Here is a 17,567-nt window from a genome sequence, read left to right on the forward strand (position 1 = left end):
CTGTGCGCGCCCAAACCTGTGCGTGACCAGCGCGTCAGCGCGGATCGGGCGCGCCGGGCGATTAGAGTCGATCAGTGATGCCTTTCGTACTCTTATCCCTCGCCGCCGTCGCGCTCGCGGCTGGTCTCATCGTGCTCTGGCTGGACCAGCGCCAGCGCGCCGCTCTCTCTGCCGGCGACCCCGCTGACAGCGCCGTTGCCGATACGGCTGACGACGCTGCTACCGATACGGCAGTCGACGCTGACGCAACGCTCGACTCCGAGCCGGGTGCCTCCACCCCGGAGCCCGAGGTCGTTCAGGAACCAGAGTTCACCGCAGAGCCGGAACCCGTTGTCGAGTACAACCCCGAACCTTCCGACGAACCCGTTGCTGAGCCCAACGAGCCCGAGGAACCAGAAGAACCCGAGGAACTCACCGCAGAGCCGAACGAACTCACCGAACCGCAAGCTGCAGCGCCCAGCTTCGCGGAGCGTGCGGAGCGCGCCAAGTACTTCGTGCCGGGTAGCGCCCGCCGCGAGCGCAAGGCCTTTGGCCAGCAGCGCGGCTGGGAATACGCCAAGCATGATTCCTACCTGGCGGATGAGTGGAGCCGCGGCGCGGCCGCCCGCGGCCAGGAGCCCAGGGACATCGTGGCCGGAAACTTCCGCGGCCACGAGACCCTCCTTTTCGATATGGGCACGATCCCGGTCATGGCCATGCGCACCGGCGCGGCCTCCGACATCGTGGTGGATTTCCGCCGGGCAGGGGAGACAGTGGACAACTCGTCCGAGGATCTGGTGTACGTGCGTGAGGAGGAAGGGTTTGAGGTCTTCGCCTCCGATGCCGGCGTGGGCCAGCGCCTCATCGATACCCGCGTCAGCGCGGCGCTACACCGCATACCCGCCGCGGTGACTGCCGTGTGGATGGAAGGGGAGTGGGTTCTTGCCCAAACCACCAAACATGCCCGCAGCGCGGAGTGGGAAGAGCTACTGGAACCGCTAGCCCTGCTGGCTGATGCCGCCCGCGTCCTTCCGCCGCGCTCTGAGGCGACACAGGTCCTGCGCGTCGATGAACTCGACCCGAGCCGCGACATCCCGCAGCCCCCGCAACCCGAACCTACCGGGCCCACTGCAGTCCCGGACCGCGATGATTCCCTCGATGCGCCCAGCATCCAGCGCCCCACCGAACCGGTTGTCATGCCGAGCCGCAGCACCAGCGAGGCGCGCGGCACCATTGACCACTCCAGCCTGGGTGCGGACGAGGTGGATGCGATTGCTGATGGCCGCGAACACCCCACCCCCGAGGACAACCAGGCCCGCCTACCCCGCCGCTTCGACGGTGGCTCGTCCATCTTCGACTAACAGCAACTCCCAACAACCCTCGGTGTGTCAGCAACCCTGGATGTGGCCGCCACCCGCGGGGAAGAGGGTAAACTACAGAGCGGATTTTTAAAGACTAGAAAGCCACAGACTTTAAGGAGCGAGCGATGAGCCTGGATCAGCAGAAGAAGCAACGCCTAGCAGAGCTGGTGAAGGAGCTGGCCGTCGTCCACGGCAAGGTCACGCTGTCCTCCGGCAAGGAGGCCGACTACTACGTGGACCTGCGCCGCGCCACCCTGCAGCACGAAGCCTCGCGCCTCATCGGCTCGCTGCTCCGCGAGCTCACCGCCGACTGGGACTACGCCGCTGCCGGTGGCCTGACCATGGGCGCGGACCCGGTCGCGCTGTCCATCATGCACGCCGATGGCCGCGACATCGATGCCTTCGTTGTCCGCAAGGAAGCCAAGAAGCACGGCATGCAGCGCCAGATCGAAGGCTTCAACGTTGAAGGCCAGAAGGTGCTCGTTGTGGAGGACACCACCACGACCGGTAACTCCCCACTGACCGCCGTGAAGGCGCTGCGCAAGGCAGGTGCCGAGGTCGTCGGCGTGGCCACCGTGGTGGATCGCAACACCGACGCCGGCGCAGCCATCGCCGCCGAGGGCTTGGAATACCGTTACCTGCTGGGCCTGGAGGACCTTGACCTTGCCTAAGCCCGAGGAAGAGGCGGAAGCCAAAGGTCCCACCGAGTGGAACGAGGGCCGCCACGGCGTCGGCCCCTGGGAAGGGCCGCTGCCCGAAGGCCCAGAAGCGGAGAAATACGATCCTGAGCTTCTCGTGGAGGGGGACCGCCGCAATGTCGTCGACGCCTACCGCTACTGGACGCGCGAGGCGATCCGGGAGGATATCGACACCCGCCGACATGCCCTGCACATCGCCATCGAGAATTTCGAGAACGATGCCAACATCGGCACGGTGGTGCGCACCGCCAACGCCTTTGCCGTCGATACCGTCCACATCGTGGGTCGGCGCCGCTGGAACCGGCGCGGCGCCATGGTCACCGACAGGTACCAACACCTCATGCACCACGCGGACGTGAGCGAGTTGATGGCCTGGGCGGCGAACCAAGACCTGACCGTCGTGGCCATTGATAACACCCCCGGGTGTGTGCCCCTAGAAACCGCGGAGCTGCCCGAGCGCTGCTTGCTCCTCTTCGGGCAGGAAGGCCCGGGGGTTAGCCCGGAGGCCCAGGAAGCAGCAGTGATGACGTGCTCCATCGCGCAATTTGGGTCTACTCGCTCCATCAACGCGGGCGTGGCCGCGGGCATTGCCATGCATGCATGGATTCGGCAGCATGCGGATTTATCAAAAGCTTGGTGAGATCCCGCGCACTGTGTTTACATCTAGGTAACGAATTCACATTGTGAGAATGATGAGACAAAAGTGTTAGAGAAATGGTCCCACCGCGCCGACCTTGCGGAAACAGCCATCAATGAGCGCCACGCGCAAGCCGTGTGGGGCTTGCCCCGAACCAACCTTGCCGTGGTGAGTTGGCCACCCACCACCAAGGAATCACTCTTCGTCCACTGGCATTACTGGTGGCAGGCACACTACCTGGACTGTCTTGTCGACGCCGCCCTGCGCAAGAACACCAAGGCGCGCCGCACGCTCATCGCCAACACCATCCGCGGCGTCCACGTGCGCAATCTCCAGCCACTGACGAAGAACCGCTACTACGACGACAAGGCCTGGATGGCCCTGGCCATCGCCCGCGCTGGCGAGCTTAAGAAGATGCGCCCCCACAAGAAGCTGAGCAGCCTGCAGCACAACATCCGCGATGGCATCGACTCGCAGGTGGGCGTGCTGCCCTGGCGTGAGGGCGAGACCTTCCTCAATGTCCCCTCCAACGGGCCGGGTGCCATCATGCTGGCTCGCATGGGCCGGGTTGAGGAAGCCCGCCATATCGTGGACTGGATCTATGACCATCTCATCGATGACGATGGCTTCGTCATGGATGGCATCCGCATGCGCATGGATGGCCGCGAGGTCGTCCGCGCCATCCACCCCTACTGCCAGGGCGTGGTGCTCGGCGCCTGCCTGGAAATCGTGCTGGCGCTGCGGGAGAAGACCGGCCTGCGCTCCGTGGAGGACATCGACTCTGTCCACGAGGCCGAACTCGCCGCAGACATGATGGACTACACCACCCGCATCCGCGGCCTGGTCCAAGCGGTGGCCACGGGCATGGCAACGTACACGGGCGTCATCGATTGGCAGACTGGCGACGGCGACGGCGGCCTGTTCAAGGGCATCCTCGCCCGCTACCTGGCGGACGTAGCGGTGCGCCTGCCGGGCGATTCACCGGCTAACCGCGCAACCAAGAAGCTGGCCGCTCGCCTCGTAACGGCTTCGGCGGAATCCGTGTGGGAACACCGCCTAGAGGTGGATGGCTTGCCCATCTTCGGCTCCGACTGGACCGCGGATGCGAAGCTTCCCCACAACTACGGTTTTGGACCCTCTTCGCTGAGCCAGAAGATGGGAATTATCCGCGTGGCTGAGCGCGACTTGTCCGTTCAGTTGTCCGGTTGGATGTTGTTGGAGGCCTGCACCCGGATTGTGAAGTACAAGTCAGAATCCAAGAAATAGCAGCGCTTGCCCAGCTAGGTGGGGGTGTGCCGTCCCCGCGAGACGGTGTTTAAGTGAGGTCACATCACATCTCGCGGCGGAAAACCACAACAACAGGCATACTTGGATGTTGGAACGTGTTGTTTCGCTGGACGTGGGACGGCACGGCTTACTGCACAGCAACTCCAAAGGATGGAATTTCATGCCTATTGCAACCCCTGAGGTTTATAACCAGATGCTGGATACCGCCAAGAAGGGCGGCTTCGCATTCCCGGCAATTAACTGCACCTCCTCCGAAACCATCAACGCCGCTCTCCGCGGCTTCGCCGAGGCTGAGTCCGACGGCATCATCCAGTTCTCCACCGGCGGCGCCGAGTTCGGTTCCGGCCTGTCCGTGAAGAACAAGGTTGCCGGCGCCAAGGCACTGGCCGCCTTCGCCCACGAGGCTGCTCAGCACTACGGCATTAACGTTGCGCTGCACACTGACCACTGCCAGAAGGAAGTTCTGGATGAGTACGTGCGCCCGCTGATCGCCTTCTCCCAGGAGCGCGTTGACCGCGGCGAGCTCCCGCTCTTCCAGTCCCACATGTGGGATGGCTCCGCTATCCCGATCGATGAGAACCTCGTGATCGCCCAGGAGCTCCTCGAGAAGGCCCACAACGCCAACATCATCCTCGAGGTCGAGATCGGCGTTGTCGGCGGCGAAGAGGACGGCGTTGAGGCTAAGGCCGGCGCTAACCTCTACACCTCCCCGGAGGACTTTGAGAAGACCGTCGATGCCCTCGGTACCGGCGAGAAGGGTCGCTACTTGCTGGCCGCTACCTTCGGTAACGTCCACGGCGTGTACAAGCCGGGCAACGTGAAGCTGCGCCCAGAGGTCCTCGACGAGGGCCAGAAGGTTGCTGTGAAGAAGCTCGGCCTGGCTGAAGGCTCCCAGCCCTTCGACTTCGTCTTCCACGGTGGCTCCGGCTCCGAGAAGGAGAAGATCGAAGAGGCCCTGCGCTACGGCGTCATCAAGATGAACGTTGACACCGATACCCAGTACGCCTTCACCAACCCGGTCGCTCGCCACATGTTCGCTAACTACGATGGCGTCTTCAAGATCGACGGCGAGGTTGGCAACAAGAAGGTCTACGACCCGCGCTCCTACCTCAAGAAGGCTGAGCAGGGCATGGCTGACCGCGTGGTTGAGGCCTGCCAGGACCTGCACTCCGTGGGCAAGACCGTTTCCAAGTAAACCCACACCAGCCGGATGCCGGCGCTGAGCACCCACCGGCGCTAAGCGGCGTTGCGTCATCCCGACAAGCCACCCCTCACCCTCGAGGGGTGGCTTTGTTCATCCAAACCCGCCGCCAGAACGCGTAAAATATCGGAGTCATGGAAGCGCAAGAGTCATCGTCGAGTTCGTCGAGTACCGTCAAGCGTGTTCGCAAAACTACCCGCGAGCAGCTGCGGTTGGTGGATAAGTCCCTCAAGGCGCGCCTCACACGCATCCGCAACCGGCTCGTGTTCATGCTCCAGTGCACGATAGGCGCGGGTTTGGCCTTCTATGTTGCGCACGATTTCTTCGGCCATGCGCAGCCCTTCTTTGCCCCGATGGCCGTCATCATCATCCTCGGCTTATCGGGCAGGGACCGCCTCAAGCGCGCCGTGGACATGGCCCTCGGCGGTGTTGTAGGAGTCTTGGTGGGCACGCTGCTTGTCGACGCCCTCGGGACCGGCCCCATCCACATGACCATCATCATCGGGTTGGCCCTGATTATCGGTTCTTTCTTCACTAGTTCGCAGCTGGTGAGCAACCAAATCGTCATTGCCGCCATCCTCATCGCCACCATTCTTCCCCCGGAAGAAATGGGCGGCATCTCCCGTGCCATTGACGCCATCATCGGTGCGGTCATTGGCCTTACGATGATCGTGCTGATTCCTTCCTCGCCCTTGCGCGCGGGGCGCTCGGAAGTCTCGAAGGTCTTGGGCATTACCTCCCTGGTCCTCTCCGACGTGGCCAAGGGGCTCGAAGAAAACGATCCTGAGACCATCACGGAAGCACGCGACGCGGTGCGCGGCACGCAGGATGACATCAACAACATGCTCAACGCCACCAAGGGCGGTGCGGAAACCGCACGCCTGTCACCTTTCCTGTGGAGCTCACAACGTACCGTTCGCTCCTTGGAACGCATCCTCACGCCCGTCGACAACGTGGTCCGCGGCACCCGCGTGCTTTCGCGTCGGGCGCTTGTACTCGCCGAAGACGGCGACCAAGCCACGCCCGAGCAAGTCGAGATCATCGACGAACTCGCTGAAATCACGATGGAGCTCTCCGATCTCTACACCCACCAAACAGCGCGCGAGCGTCGCGTGGATGAGGCGCAAGCCATTCCGGAGATCGTCAACCGCCTACGCCAGCTGGGTGCGCGCTGCTCGATGGACATTGCCGGCGAGGAGGCAGTCCTCTCCGCTTACGCCGTACTCGCCCAGACGCGCTCCATCATCGTGGACCTACTCATGGTGTGCGGCATGTCGCGGGAGTCAGCCGTGGCACAACTCGTGCCCACCTCCAAACACCCGGCCTACCCGCCGGAGGTCTGGGAGGAAAACTAAGGCTGGTCTAGGGCAGCTGATACAGGCTAGGGCCGCACGATCTGCAGGTCCCGCAGGTGGCGGTAGAACGTCACGCGCTTGACCGGCCGCTTAGCGCGGACTCCATCGACGCTGACGCTGAGCGACGGCCCTCCTGCCTGCACCGCCCGGCCCTGCACGACGCTGGCCGGGTCGAGTTGTCCAGGCTGTGCAGGCTTGCGCAGGCGGACGAACAGCCCACGGCGCGGTGCAGCCTCCGCCTCAAAGCTCGTCACTGCCTTCGCCGCCACGATGCCCGGCGCATCCGTCATTGGTACGAGCTTTGCCCCGAAGACATCCTTCTCACGATCTGCGCGCAGCAGCACGGCATCGTCGACGATGATCTCCCCCGTGATCTCCTCATTCGACCATTCCGCAATCGTTGCCGAACCCGCCACGGCGAGGCCCGCGTCATTACGGATGAGCGGCACCGGCTTGACGGGCGCGGTCATGGCAAAGGAGAGTGCTTCCTCCATTACTGCTCCCTGGTTGCCGGGCCCCTGGCGCTCCTGACCCGCTCCGCTCGATTTCAGGCCCCAATTCATCGCCGCTGTGGAATGCTCCCCGGTGGGGACATACCCAACCTCGGCCCACAGGTAATCCGCCCGCATCATGCGGGTCAACACCGCGCTGAGTGCGGCGTCGCTGCCAATAACCACGATGCGCAAAGGCTCGCGCAAGTACTGCTTTTGGGGTGCTGGGCCGGCTCGCCGAGGTGACTCACGTCCGGTTGCGCGGCAATCTTATCCAGCGATGGAGTGGGGTCCTCCGGAAGGATGTCCCTGGCCAGCGCATCAATAGCCTTCAGCTCCTGCCGGCTGGGGACCGAGGCGACGCGGAAGTGCTCAACGCGGATTCCGCTCTGTTGAGCCTCAGCGAGGGCATCGGTATGGGCCTCAGTGAGATGGCCGCCGCAGTCTACAAGCGCACAGATCATACAAGAAGCATAGAAGCGTGAGAAGAGGTTCGCGAAAAAGGAGCGCCAGCGCCGCTCAACCAACGGCGCTTCCAGAAACTAAGTAGTGCACGTCACATCTGCTAGGTAGGCTCCATTACAACGCTTAACTCCAAAGCAACTCTCAACTTCTTAACACTTAACTTTTTCTTTGTCTGATAGCTGGAGGTATTCACCGTGTCCACCCGTATGGCAACCCTTGCGCTTGTATCCGCCGCTGGACTGTTGGTGAGTTCGTGCAGTTTCGGCGGGGGTTCACAGACGGAAGCCGAGGAACCCGCCTTCACCGAGGCCGCCGCCGCGTCCGTGACTAGTTCTACGAAGGCCAGCGCGACGACATCGTCGACACCGAGCAGCACTTCCTCCTCCAGCACGCACCCTAACTGCGAAGAAAAGAAGGAGCTCGAGGACACCGACCTTGGCAAGGTCCTTGATAACAAGGAAGCCTACGTGAAAGGCTCCACCGAGAAATTTGAGGACCTCACCATCGGCGAAGACGAGTATGACCCCTGCAAGTTCCTCAGCTACGTGGTGTTGGAGGGCAAGTTCGATGGCGAACCCGTGAAGGTTCCCGTCTTCTTCGTCAACGGCAGGGTCTACGACGAGAATGCCCTGTACATCACGTCCTCCTCATTTGAGGTCACTGAGGATGGAGAGGGTTACACCTATGAGTCCAAGACTGAAGGAGACATTGTCGGCGTCGAAGGAAAGGTGTACAAGCGCCCAGGCACTGAGGCACCTTCGATGGAGAACTCCTTTGACGGTGTGAACTCGGACATATTCTTCATTGACGTAAAGTCAGAGCCCACCGACTCCGCGGACCTGGCCAAGGATGAAGAAGACCTCCGCGGTGAAACGCTGTTCGATATTTCCGCCGACGGTTGGAACTTGGTGTGCGGTATCGATGCGAATGAAAAATCCATTGACTGCGCACACGGCGGTGGCGGAGCCTGGGTTATCAAGAGCGATAAGACCAACCTGCCGGAAGATATGGAATTCGATGTGGTGAGCCTCCTACCGCTGGAGGGTGAAACCAGGTACAGCCAGGGTGGTGTCGACAACCTCCCAACTGACGGCAAGAAGATCGATAGCAACGGTCTCTACCGAATCGGCATCGATGACATTGAAGCTCAAATCGCTGTCGTTGACGATGGGATCATTATCAGCACCCCAAACAATTCGAGGCTGATGTTCACCAATGACACCATCTTCATCGAAGAGAAAGACAAGGGCGACGGTGCCAACTCAAACACCGAAATCGCGTAGTTGGACTTGAACGAGGTTCGGGACGAACCTCTCCACGAAGGTGCCGGCGCATCAATTCCTGACGAGCTTGTCACAAACTCACCGCTGCACCGCTGCGGCGGGTAAAGTAGGTGCGTATTTGACTTCAATAAATAGGAAGTGACATCAAACATGGCAGCGATCGTCATCGTCGGCGCCCAGTGGGGCGATGAAGGCAAGGGCAAGGCTACCGACATCCTCGGCGGCAAAGTCGATTACGTAGTTAAGCCCAACGGCGGTAACAATGCCGGCCACACCGTCGTGGTCGGCGGCGAGAAGTACGAGCTGAAGCTCCTTCCCGCCGGTATTCTCTCTGAAAACGCCACCCCAGTCCTGGGCAACGGCGTGGTGATTAACCTGGAGGCCCTCTTCGATGAGATTGATGGCCTCGAAGCCCGCGGCGCTAACGCTTCGCGCCTGAAGATTTCCGCCAATGCGCACCTCGTGGCGCCCTACCACCAGACGCTTGACCGCGTGCAGGAGCGCTTCCTGGGCAAGCGCGCCATCGGCACCACCGGCCGCGGTATCGGCCCCGCCTATGCCGACAAGGTCGCCCGCATCGGCATCCGCGTGCAGGACATCTTCGATGAGTCCATCCTGCGCCAGAAGGTCGAGTCTGCCCTGGATATTAAGAACCAGATGCTGGTGAAGATGTACAACCGCAAGGCCATCGAGCCGGAGCAGGTTGTGGAGTACTTCCTGAGCTACCGCGAGCGCCTGCGCCCGATGGTTATTGAGGCCGAATTGGAGCTAAACCAGGCTCTGGATGAGGGCAAGCACGTCCTCATGGAAGGCGGCCAGGCCACCATGCTGGACGTTGACCACGGCACCTACCCGTTCGTGACCTCCTCGAACCCGACGGCCGGTGGTGCTGCTGTGGGCTCCGGCATTGGCCCGACGCGCATTACTACCTCCCTGGGCATCATCAAGGCCTACACCACCCGCGTCGGCGCTGGCCCGTTCCCCACGGAGCTTTTCGACAAGTGGGGCGAGTACCTGCAGACCACCGGCGGCGAAATCGGCGTCAACACCGGCCGCAAGCGCCGCTGCGGCTGGTATGACTCTGTCATTGCCCGCTACGCCACCCGCGTCAACGGCTTCACGGATTACTTCCTGACCAAGCTGGACGTGCTTACCGGCATTGGTGAGATTCCCATCTGCGTGGCCTATGACGTTGACGGCAAGCGCTACGACGAGATGCCGCTGACCCAGTCCGAGTTCCACCACGCCGAGCCCATCTTTGAAACCATGCCGGCCTGGGATGAGGACATCACCGGCTGCCAGACTTTTGAGGAGCTTCCACAGAAGGCACAGGACTACGTCCTGCGCTTGGAGGAACTCTCCGGCTGCCGCATCTCCTACATTGGTGTCGGCCCCGGCCGCGACCAGACCATCGTGCGCCACGACGTCATGCAAGACCAGTAAGGCGTCAAATAGTCCAAGCCGAACAACTTCAGGCACCACCTAACGGCGGCGGTGTCACATAGCAACCGCCCCGCTTCTCCTGCAGCATCGTGCACACAACTACCTGCACGCACCATGTACTGGGAAGCGGGGCGGTTTGTGTTTCTATGGCCCCATTTGCGCGCTCAATACGCCCTGCTTGGCGCCGCCTCCCACACCTCCACCCGTCACCATGCTGTATAAAACACCCCCGTTAGGAGTATATTCCTGGGGATAATGTTACAGATGTGACGACGTGAGCTATTTAACAATCGTAACCGCGTGTCGCAATCGCGGCAAAAAGAGCAGGTCAAAAATGTGCTTGATGTTGTTAGCGGCAAAAAGTTTGCATTCATTAAATTTTCAGGAATCCGTACGGTTTCTTTAATTCGTGCAGGGGGTTAACATTAGAGACGAGTTTGTTCATAGACCCTTGGAACCTCTGACCTTCTTCCAGGGTGACAGGTGTGAACTGCTCTCGGTTGTGTAAGCCGGTTTACCCCTTGCGCGGTCACGCACCCCTAGCGTGATCAACTCTTTCAAGTCTTAAGGAAAGGACTTCTTGGTATGAACAAGAAGGAAATTAAGCGTACTGCTGTACGCCGTCGCGGCACTACCATTGCTGCCGCTGCGCTCTCTGTTGCACTGGTTGCTCCATTTGTTCACCCGGTTGTAGCTCCGCAGTCCGCAGCTGAAGCTCAGGCTCAGACTTCGGGCACTGTTGCTGCTACTCCGATTACGGATCCGTCTAAGCTGATTGAAGCGGATGGTATCGCGAACGGCTATGTCAAGAGCCGTTTCGGCATGACGAACGCTCTCGCAACTCTGTCTGGTGTCGTCGGCCTGAAGGAAACTACTGCATCGTCTTCCTTGAAGGGAACCATGGGCATCAACGACGCCACGGTGTACATGCAGTTCAAGGACCGTGATGGCACGATTTCCCCGATCTTCGCGACGAAGTCGCACCAACTTGGTGATACCTCTGGTAACTATGTCTTCGACCTTCGTGCAAAGGATGAGAAAGGCAACGTACTTTCCCACCCGGACAGTGAGGTTCCAGGGGGCGAGTACTCCTTCGTTGATGCAAATGGCAAGCCGCACCTCTTCCGCGCCCTTCGTGGTCAGGAATACCGCATTTGGGTTGACTCACCGCTGAAGAATGAGGAAACCGGCAATGACTTGACTTACGTTCGCCAGGCTGGTGGCGGCGTCCCGGGTGCATGGGCACCTGTCACGCAGGGCTCCGCAAACGGTGCCTTCTACTTCGAGAACTACAACATGCAGCGCACCGGTGTGTTCTTGGAGGAGCGCGCGCCGAGCGTTGATGAGAAGTCCTACATGGTGAGCCCGGATTTCTCCATGGATGAGGAAGGTTGGCACCAGCCTGAGGGTACGGCTGCGCCGCGCTACTCCTACTTCGGCCGTGTCTGGTCCGATGCTGAAGGCGGCCCTGACCGTAACGAGACCGGTCCGCTTTACCAGTGGAAGGGCGATCAACCGATCGAGGGCGCAAAGGTCTACGCCTCCGTTCTTTCCGACGAAGGTATTGCGGAATTTGAGCGCCTAGCCATTGCCGATAAGCCGTTCCGTGAGCAGGCTGCCGCTACCAAGGCCATGATCGAGAACATGCGCGCGAACGGCAAGGAGCCGATCCTGAAGACCGTTGGCGCTGAAACCGATGCGGAAGGCCGCTACACCATCCGCATGGGTGAGGATGTCGGCAACCGCATGAAGAACTTCACCTACATCTGGGCGGAGAACGACGGCAAGGTCCTCAACTCTTTCAGTGGCTTCCCGACGCCCGTCTTCCAAAAGGTAAACGATAATGCGGGTGAGAACCCGAACTGGGGCGGCGCAGTCGGTATTCCGAGCTACACCAATCAGCGTTGGTACAACATCAACTTCGCTGAAGTTCAGGCTGACATCGCGCATTTGGACATCGTTAATTACGATTCTTACCTCAACCCGGCAGATCTTCCGGAAGGCATCAACAACCTGGAACCGGCACAGATCAAGCTGACGGGTGCGTTGCCGTTCTCCGGCGACAACAAGATCCGTTGGATCGGTCCGGATGGAAAGAAGATTGGTGAAGACTGCGCGGTCAACACCCTGGCAGACGCTGCTAATTGCTCCTTGGCTCCCGAAAAGTTTGCTACGCCGGGCACCTACGTTGCGCAGTTGGTCAATGCTTACGACGTCGTCGTTGGTCAGGACTCCTTCATTGCGGTCGACAAGGTTCGCCAGAACGGTGAATTCGAGCCGCAGTATAAGGACACGACTGCTCCTACCGGCGAGAAGACCACCGTCGAAGCTCCGAAGGACAAGGACGGCCAGGAGATTCCGGACGGAACCACGTACTCTTCGGTCGGCCAAGTGACTGACCCAGAAGGTAACAAGGTTGACAAGCCTGAGTGGATCACCGTTAACCCGGATGGTTCGATCGTTGTCGAGCCACCGGCAGATGCGAAGACTGGCGACTACAAGATTCCGGTACTGGTTACCTACCCTGATGGATCCCGTGAGACCATTGAAGCCAAGGTGACTGTCAAGGAGCCGGAGGCCTCCGATAAGACCACGGTTGATGATTCCAATGTGAAGCCTGTTGATCCGACTGATGATCCGCAGGATTCTGGTATCAAGGTTGAGAACAAGGACGACGACACCAAGATCTCCGCTAAGGATGAGGATGGCAATGACGTCCCGGTCAAGATTGACGAGGACGGCAAGGTCATCGTTACTCCGGGTGAGGATGTTGATGGTCCGATCAAGGTAGTTGTTGAGGATCCGGATCTGCCGAATGGTAAGACTGAGATCGAGGTTCCGGTTAACGGCCACGAGAAGGACCGCGACGACAACGGCTCCGACAAGAAGCCGCACAACCCCGGTATCCCGGGCGGTCCATCCTGGCCGATTGATCCGAACAAGCCGGGTGAGGATGAGAAGCCGGGCGATGAGGACAAGGTAACCAAGCCGTCCATCAACCCTGTTACCGAGGATGACAAGGAAATCTCCGGTACCGGTAAGCCTGGTACTGACATCACTGTGGTTATTACCGACAAGGACGGTAATGAGACCGAGAAGACTGTCACTGTCGGCGATGATGGTAAGTGGAAGGTCGTTGTTGACAAGGACCTGAAGGCTGGTGACAAGATCACCGCTACGGATTCTGATGGCAAGAAGGCTGAGGCTACGGTGAAGGCGAAGCCGTCCAAGCCGGGCTCGGAGCCGGATGATTCCTCCGATTGGACTGGTTCTTCCAACCTGTCTGAGCGTTGCATCAACACCGGCCTTGGTATCGGTATCCCGCTGCTGTTCCTGATTCCGGTTGGTCTGGCTTCCCAGATGAACATTCCGGGTCTGTCGGAGTTTGTTGCTCCGATTAACAAGCAGATTCAGGATCTGAATACCCGTCTGCAGCAGCAGGCTGGTCTGTTCAACGGCCCATTGGCTGACCAAGTCAATGGCATCAATGCTCAGCTGAAGCGCTTCGGTGCTGATTACCAGCAGGCCGCTGGTGCTGTGGCTTTGATTGCTGCTGGTGCTCTGGCTATCGGCCTGTTGGCTGATGCTTGTGCACCGGGTGCTGGCGAGGGTTCCTCCAAGTAAGAGGAAGACCGCGATAACCGAGGGCCAGTCGGCCCCCGTGGTCGGCTGACACGCTAGAAGGTCAGTCTGTAGCACCAGGCCCCCTTTCCCACTGTTTCCCTGCGGTGGGTAAAGGGGGCTTTGGTGATCCTGCACCCCGGGCCGCCGGAGCCTGGGTGTCAATGCGCCGTCGTGTGGTGCGGTGAGTTTGGGTGGTTGTGGGGAATCGGGGGACGTCGCCAAGCAGCGCGGCGTCAAATGTGTGCGATAATTCGAGAATGACTACCGTAGGCGACATCGCAGGCCAGATCGGAACCCCCTTAACAGGAAGCGCCACTAAGGTGCTACTCCTCGGGGCGGGCGAGCTGGGCAAGCAGTTGGTAATAGCCTTTCAGAACTTGGGGCTCGAGGTGCACGCCGTGGACCGCTACGCAGGAGCCCCCGCGCAGCAGCTTGCGCACTTTAGCTACATCGCAGACATTAGGGACCCGCAGAAGGTGTGGGAGCTTACTGAGCGAATCAAGCCGGACTATGTGGTCCCGGAGGTGGAGACTGTCGCGGTGGAGGCGCTCAAGCGCATTGAGGAAGAAGTAGGCGCTACGGTTGTGCCGACGGCACGGGCTTGTGAGCTTACGCAGTCCCGTGAGAGCGTGCGTGAGGTGGCTGAGAGTATCGGTCTTCCCGTGACGGCGTATCGATTTGCTGAGACTGCTGAGGAGCTGCAGGAGGCAGTGGGGGAGTTGGGTCTGCCGTGCATCGTGAAGCCGGATATTACGACCTCCGGTAAGGGGCACGTTCTTCTTAAGGAAGAGGAAGAAATAGAGGAAACGTGGGCGATGGTGCGCCACGTGTCCACTGACCACAAGCGTGTGGTGGTGGAGCGTTTCGTTGATTTTGATTATGAGGTCACGCTGCTTGCTGTGCGCTCCATTGACCCGGCCACGGGCAAGATGGCGACGTGGTTTAGTGAGCCCATTGGCCACCGACATGAGAACGGTGACTTGGTGGAGTCTTGGCAGCCTATGGCGATGAGTGAGGATGCGCTGGCGAATGCGCGTTCCGTGGCTGCGCGTATTTCTAACGAGCTGGGTGGGCGTGGTGTCTACGGTGTTGAGCTCTTCGTGGCGGGCGATGAGGTGTACTTTTCTTCTGTTTCGCCGCGTCCTTTGGATACCGCCATGCTGACTGGATACACGCAGCGTTTCTCTGAGTTTGAGCTACATGTCCGCGCAATGTTGGGCTTCCCGATTGATGTGACGTTGGTTAGCCCCGGTGCGGCGGTCATTCTGCACGCGGATGCAGAGCTTGATGACGTCTCCTATTCCGGCCTCGATGCCGCTCTGGCTTATGAGGAGACGGACGTGCGTCTGTTTGGTAAGCCGTGGGCGTATGCCGGGCGCCGCATGGGCATGGTGGCCACGACTGCTGAGGACGTTGAGACAGCCCGCGATAGGGCAGCTCTCGCGGCGGCGAAGATTACTGTGGCGCCGGGCTCGTCTTCTGGAGCAGGCCAGGTGGATGCGCAGCCTGTGACTCCCGCTGGCTCGCCGGTCTCCGACATCGAGGTTATTGAGGTTCCCGAGCCGGTCGTCGACGTTGATCCGAAGCTCACGCGTTCCGCGGATGATTAAAGAGGTTTCGGCGAGACATAAAAATGATTAATGGGGGTAGTGGTCTAAGCCCCGTGGGGTGAGGTTTCTAATGGGGAACGCGGCCGTGCTTTGCGCACGGCCGTTTCGCGTGTCTGCGAGGTGTAGCGGCAAGGGTGCTAAGCGCTCGCGAGTACGAGCTTTCGCGGGCCTCGGGGTGCTATAAGGTCGCGGGGGATCGTAGGTATCGCAGGTGCTTACAAGGGGATTGGGCCAGCGGGTGCGTGCACGGGGCTGTTGCGCTGGCGGAAGGTCTCCTCGCTCAATCCGGATGGGGCGAAACTGATATGCAAACTTAGTAAATCTTAGGTTGAGTATTGTAAGAAATATTTAGAAGTTGACGACGTTAACGAGAATTAGAACAAGTAGGCGATATATGGGGCCCGTCTGAGTTGAAAGTGTTATCTAGCAGCGTGAATGCACTCCAACTTGGGTATAGGCAAAAGTTATAGAGCAATGAGATACCTTGCAGCTTCCTGTGTCGAATGATATTCTCCTGAGTGGACTATAAGAGTTCGTGAGATTCCTAAGAAGAATCGCCGGTCAAGGTGTAAAAACCTACGTCCAGATTTCAGATTGGTTCAGTGGTTTAAGGCTGCTGTGCGGAAAACTTGTAGACATTCACATCATTCGAAGAGGAAACGATGAGTAGATTAAGGAATATCTCCAGAGAGGGGTGGATGGTCTTTACTGCTGTGCTTACGGCAATTGCAGTAATTGCGGCCATGGTTACCGTTCCCTGGGCGAAGGCTGGCGCGGCCGAGCCGACTGATTTCGTGCCTAACACGACGTTGGGTGCTGAAAATAAGAAGATTGGCGGAGATCATAGCTGGGGCCAGCTTGTGTGGGCTGGACAGCCGCCAAAAGGTGCGAAAAATCCCCACACGGACAACGATGTCGGATGGGGCTGGTGTATTGATTACACTGTTGCCGATCCTATGCTCAAGACGGGCAGCTACAAGAAGTCCACTGCAGGTGCGATTCGCTTTGATGACCCGAAGTTCCAAAATGCGGCAATCGGAGTTGCTCTGAAGCTGCGTGATGCTACGGCGGCTGGCGATAAGAAACTTGCTAACCGGTACAGCGTTTATTTGGCAGCGCTCGTCTCTGATGCGTCGGGTAGGGCTGCCGCGATTAAGTTTATTCACGCAAATGACGGGGGTGATACCTCTGGTCTGGCACGTCCGCTCCACGGATTTGACGGCAACTCCGAGGACTTTACGGCGAACACGGGGCTGCGCATTCTGAAGGACAATGCGCAGACGCTCGACGAGCAGTTTGAAGCCGATCCGTCGGTCACTATCCCTGAGCAGCCGGCGGATGCCTTCATCACTGTGGTTGGCCCTAACGGCATAACCGCTCATAACAGTGGTGGGGGACAGCGTGTGGTTCCTATTGACCAGCCTGGTCTTCCAGATGAGTCTGATACGCCGAAGATTTCGACGAATGCTGATTTTGCGAACGGTGCAACTCAGGTTGTTGCTGGTGCGCAGGTTAACGATACGGTGACGTATGAGGGTCTGGTTCCGGGTAAGGAATACACCCTTTATGCTGAGCTGATTTCTAAGGCTGATGGCAAGACTGTTTTGGGTAAGGGTGAGAAGACCTTTACTCCGGATGCTGCCAATGGTGAGGTTGTTGTTGAGATCATCGTTGATGAGTCTGTAACGGAGCCGGTTGAAGCTGCGGTTGCCTTTGAGGAGTTGACTTCTGTTGAGGTCAACAAGGAGGGCAAGGAGACTCCGGGTACTGATCCGAAGAACCCGAACCCGATTGCTGAGCACAAGGACATCAACGACAAGGATCAGACGGTGACCTCTAAGGACCCGTCTGAGACCACCGAGCCGACCGAGCCGACCGAGCCGACCACCGACGGAGCCGACTGAGCCGACCAACCCGACGGAACCGACTGAGCCGACCGAGCCGACCGAGCCAACCAAGCCGACCGAGCCGACGAAGCCGACTGAGCCGGGTGAGCCGGGTGTTGAGCCGAAGATTTCGACGAATGCTGATTTTGCGAACGGTGCAACTCAGGTTGTTGCTGGTGCGCAGGTTAACGATACGGTGACGTATGAGGGTCTGGTTCCGGGTAAGGAATACACCCTTTATGCTGAG

12 protein-coding genes and 1 pseudogene are annotated in these 17,567 nt (G+C 59.6%); 12 read left to right on the forward strand and 1 reads right to left on the reverse strand.

The features are described 5' to 3' along the window. Positions 1–77: 77 nt before the first annotated feature. From FME68_RS11650 to FME68_RS11675, 6 genes are all read left to right on the forward strand, one after another. The gene (locus FME68_RS11650) at positions 78–1,340 is read left to right on the forward strand and encodes a TtfA family protein (RefSeq protein ID WP_158397650.1); all 1,263 of its coding nucleotides are present in this window, start codon (positions 78–80) and stop codon (positions 1,338–1,340) included. 125 nt (positions 1,341–1,465) lie between these two features. Further along, positions 1,466–2,011 carry an orotate phosphoribosyltransferase gene (pyrE, locus tag FME68_RS11655; RefSeq protein WP_010188690.1) on the forward strand — a complete coding sequence of 182 codons (546 nt, stop codon included), beginning with the start codon at positions 1,466–1,468 and terminating at the stop codon, positions 2,009–2,011. Beyond that, positions 1,998–2,678, forward strand: coding sequence for a TrmH family RNA methyltransferase (locus FME68_RS11660; RefSeq protein WP_439329294.1), 681 nt, complete (start codon positions 1,998–2,000; stop codon positions 2,676–2,678). The genes pyrE and FME68_RS11660 overlap by 14 nt, the downstream gene beginning before the upstream one ends. A 63-nt stretch (positions 2,679–2,741) precedes the next feature. Next, a complete protein-coding gene (locus FME68_RS11665) occupies positions 2,742–3,941 on the forward strand; it encodes a glycoside hydrolase family 76 protein (RefSeq protein WP_070682384.1) in 1,200 nt (399 codons plus the stop codon). Between the two features lie 181 nt (positions 3,942–4,122). Beyond that, a complete protein-coding gene (fbaA, locus tag FME68_RS11670; protein ID WP_070509842.1) occupies positions 4,123–5,157 on the forward strand; it encodes a class II fructose-bisphosphate aldolase in 1,035 nt (344 codons plus the stop codon). 140 nt (positions 5,158–5,297) lie between these two features. Continuing rightward, positions 5,298–6,518 (forward strand): FUSC family protein, encoded by a 1,221-nt coding sequence (locus FME68_RS11675; protein WP_158397652.1) that lies wholly within the window; start codon positions 5,298–5,300, stop codon positions 6,516–6,518. A gap of 26 nt (positions 6,519–6,544) precedes the next feature. Here the strand turns inward: FME68_RS11675 and FME68_RS11680 are convergent. Next, positions 6,545–7,473: pseudogene (locus FME68_RS11680) on the reverse strand (hypothetical protein). Between the two features lie 195 nt (positions 7,474–7,668). Between FME68_RS11680 and FME68_RS11685 the strand changes: the two are divergent. The 6 genes from FME68_RS11685 to FME68_RS13470 all read left to right on the forward strand — a co-directional run. Then, entirely contained in the window at positions 7,669–8,757 is a 1,089-nt protein-coding gene (locus FME68_RS11685) for a hypothetical protein (protein ID WP_070753938.1), read from the forward strand. A gap of 150 nt (positions 8,758–8,907) precedes the next feature. After that, positions 8,908–10,200, forward strand: coding sequence for an adenylosuccinate synthase (locus tag FME68_RS11690; protein ID WP_144014037.1), 1,293 nt, complete (start codon positions 8,908–8,910; stop codon positions 10,198–10,200). Between the two features lie 585 nt (positions 10,201–10,785). Continuing rightward, positions 10,786–13,824, forward strand: coding sequence for a Rib/alpha-like domain-containing protein (locus FME68_RS11695; RefSeq protein WP_158397653.1), 3,039 nt, complete (start codon positions 10,786–10,788; stop codon positions 13,822–13,824). Between the two features lie 257 nt (positions 13,825–14,081). Beyond that, the gene (gene purT / locus FME68_RS11700; RefSeq protein ID WP_158397654.1) at positions 14,082–15,434 is read left to right on the forward strand and encodes a formate-dependent phosphoribosylglycinamide formyltransferase; all 1,353 of its coding nucleotides are present in this window, start codon (positions 14,082–14,084) and stop codon (positions 15,432–15,434) included. 698 nt (positions 15,435–16,132) lie between these two features. Then, positions 16,133–17,338 carry a VaFE repeat-containing surface-anchored protein gene (locus FME68_RS11705; RefSeq protein WP_195914117.1) on the forward strand — a complete coding sequence of 402 codons (1,206 nt, stop codon included), beginning with the start codon at positions 16,133–16,135 and terminating at the stop codon, positions 17,336–17,338. 109 nt (positions 17,339–17,447) lie between these two features. Continuing rightward, positions 17,448–17,567 (forward strand): VaFE repeat-containing surface-anchored protein (locus FME68_RS13470; protein WP_369334286.1); only part of this gene is annotated, 120 nt, incomplete at its 3' end.

The sequence above is a fragment of the Corynebacterium hiratae genome (genome assembly GCF_009708045.1).
GTDB lineage: Bacteria > Actinomycetota > Actinomycetes > Mycobacteriales > Mycobacteriaceae > Corynebacterium > Corynebacterium hiratae.

What these genes read in the sequence shown, in the direction of transcription:
- FME68_RS11690 (WP_144014037.1), top strand. Translation starts at nt 8,908, where the DNA reads ATGGCAGCGATCGTCATCGTCGGCGCCCAGTGGGGCGATGAAGGCAAG.
- FME68_RS11695 (WP_158397653.1), top strand. Translation starts at nt 10,786, where the DNA reads ATGAACAAGAAGGAAATTAAGCGTACTGCTGTACGCCGTCGCGGCACT.
- FME68_RS11675 (WP_158397652.1), top strand. Translation starts at nt 5,298, where the DNA reads ATGGAAGCGCAAGAGTCATCGTCGAGTTCGTCGAGTACCGTCAAGCGT.
- purT (WP_158397654.1), top strand. Translation starts at nt 14,082, where the DNA reads ATGACTACCGTAGGCGACATCGCAGGCCAGATCGGAACCCCCTTAACA.
- pyrE (WP_010188690.1), top strand. Translation starts at nt 1,466, where the DNA reads ATGAGCCTGGATCAGCAGAAGAAGCAACGCCTAGCAGAGCTGGTGAAG.
- fbaA (WP_070509842.1), top strand. Translation starts at nt 4,123, where the DNA reads ATGCCTATTGCAACCCCTGAGGTTTATAACCAGATGCTGGATACCGCC.
- FME68_RS11650 (WP_158397650.1), top strand. Translation starts at nt 78, where the DNA reads ATGCCTTTCGTACTCTTATCCCTCGCCGCCGTCGCGCTCGCGGCTGGT.
- FME68_RS11705 (WP_195914117.1), top strand. Translation starts at nt 16,133, where the DNA reads ATGGTCTTTACTGCTGTGCTTACGGCAATTGCAGTAATTGCGGCCATG.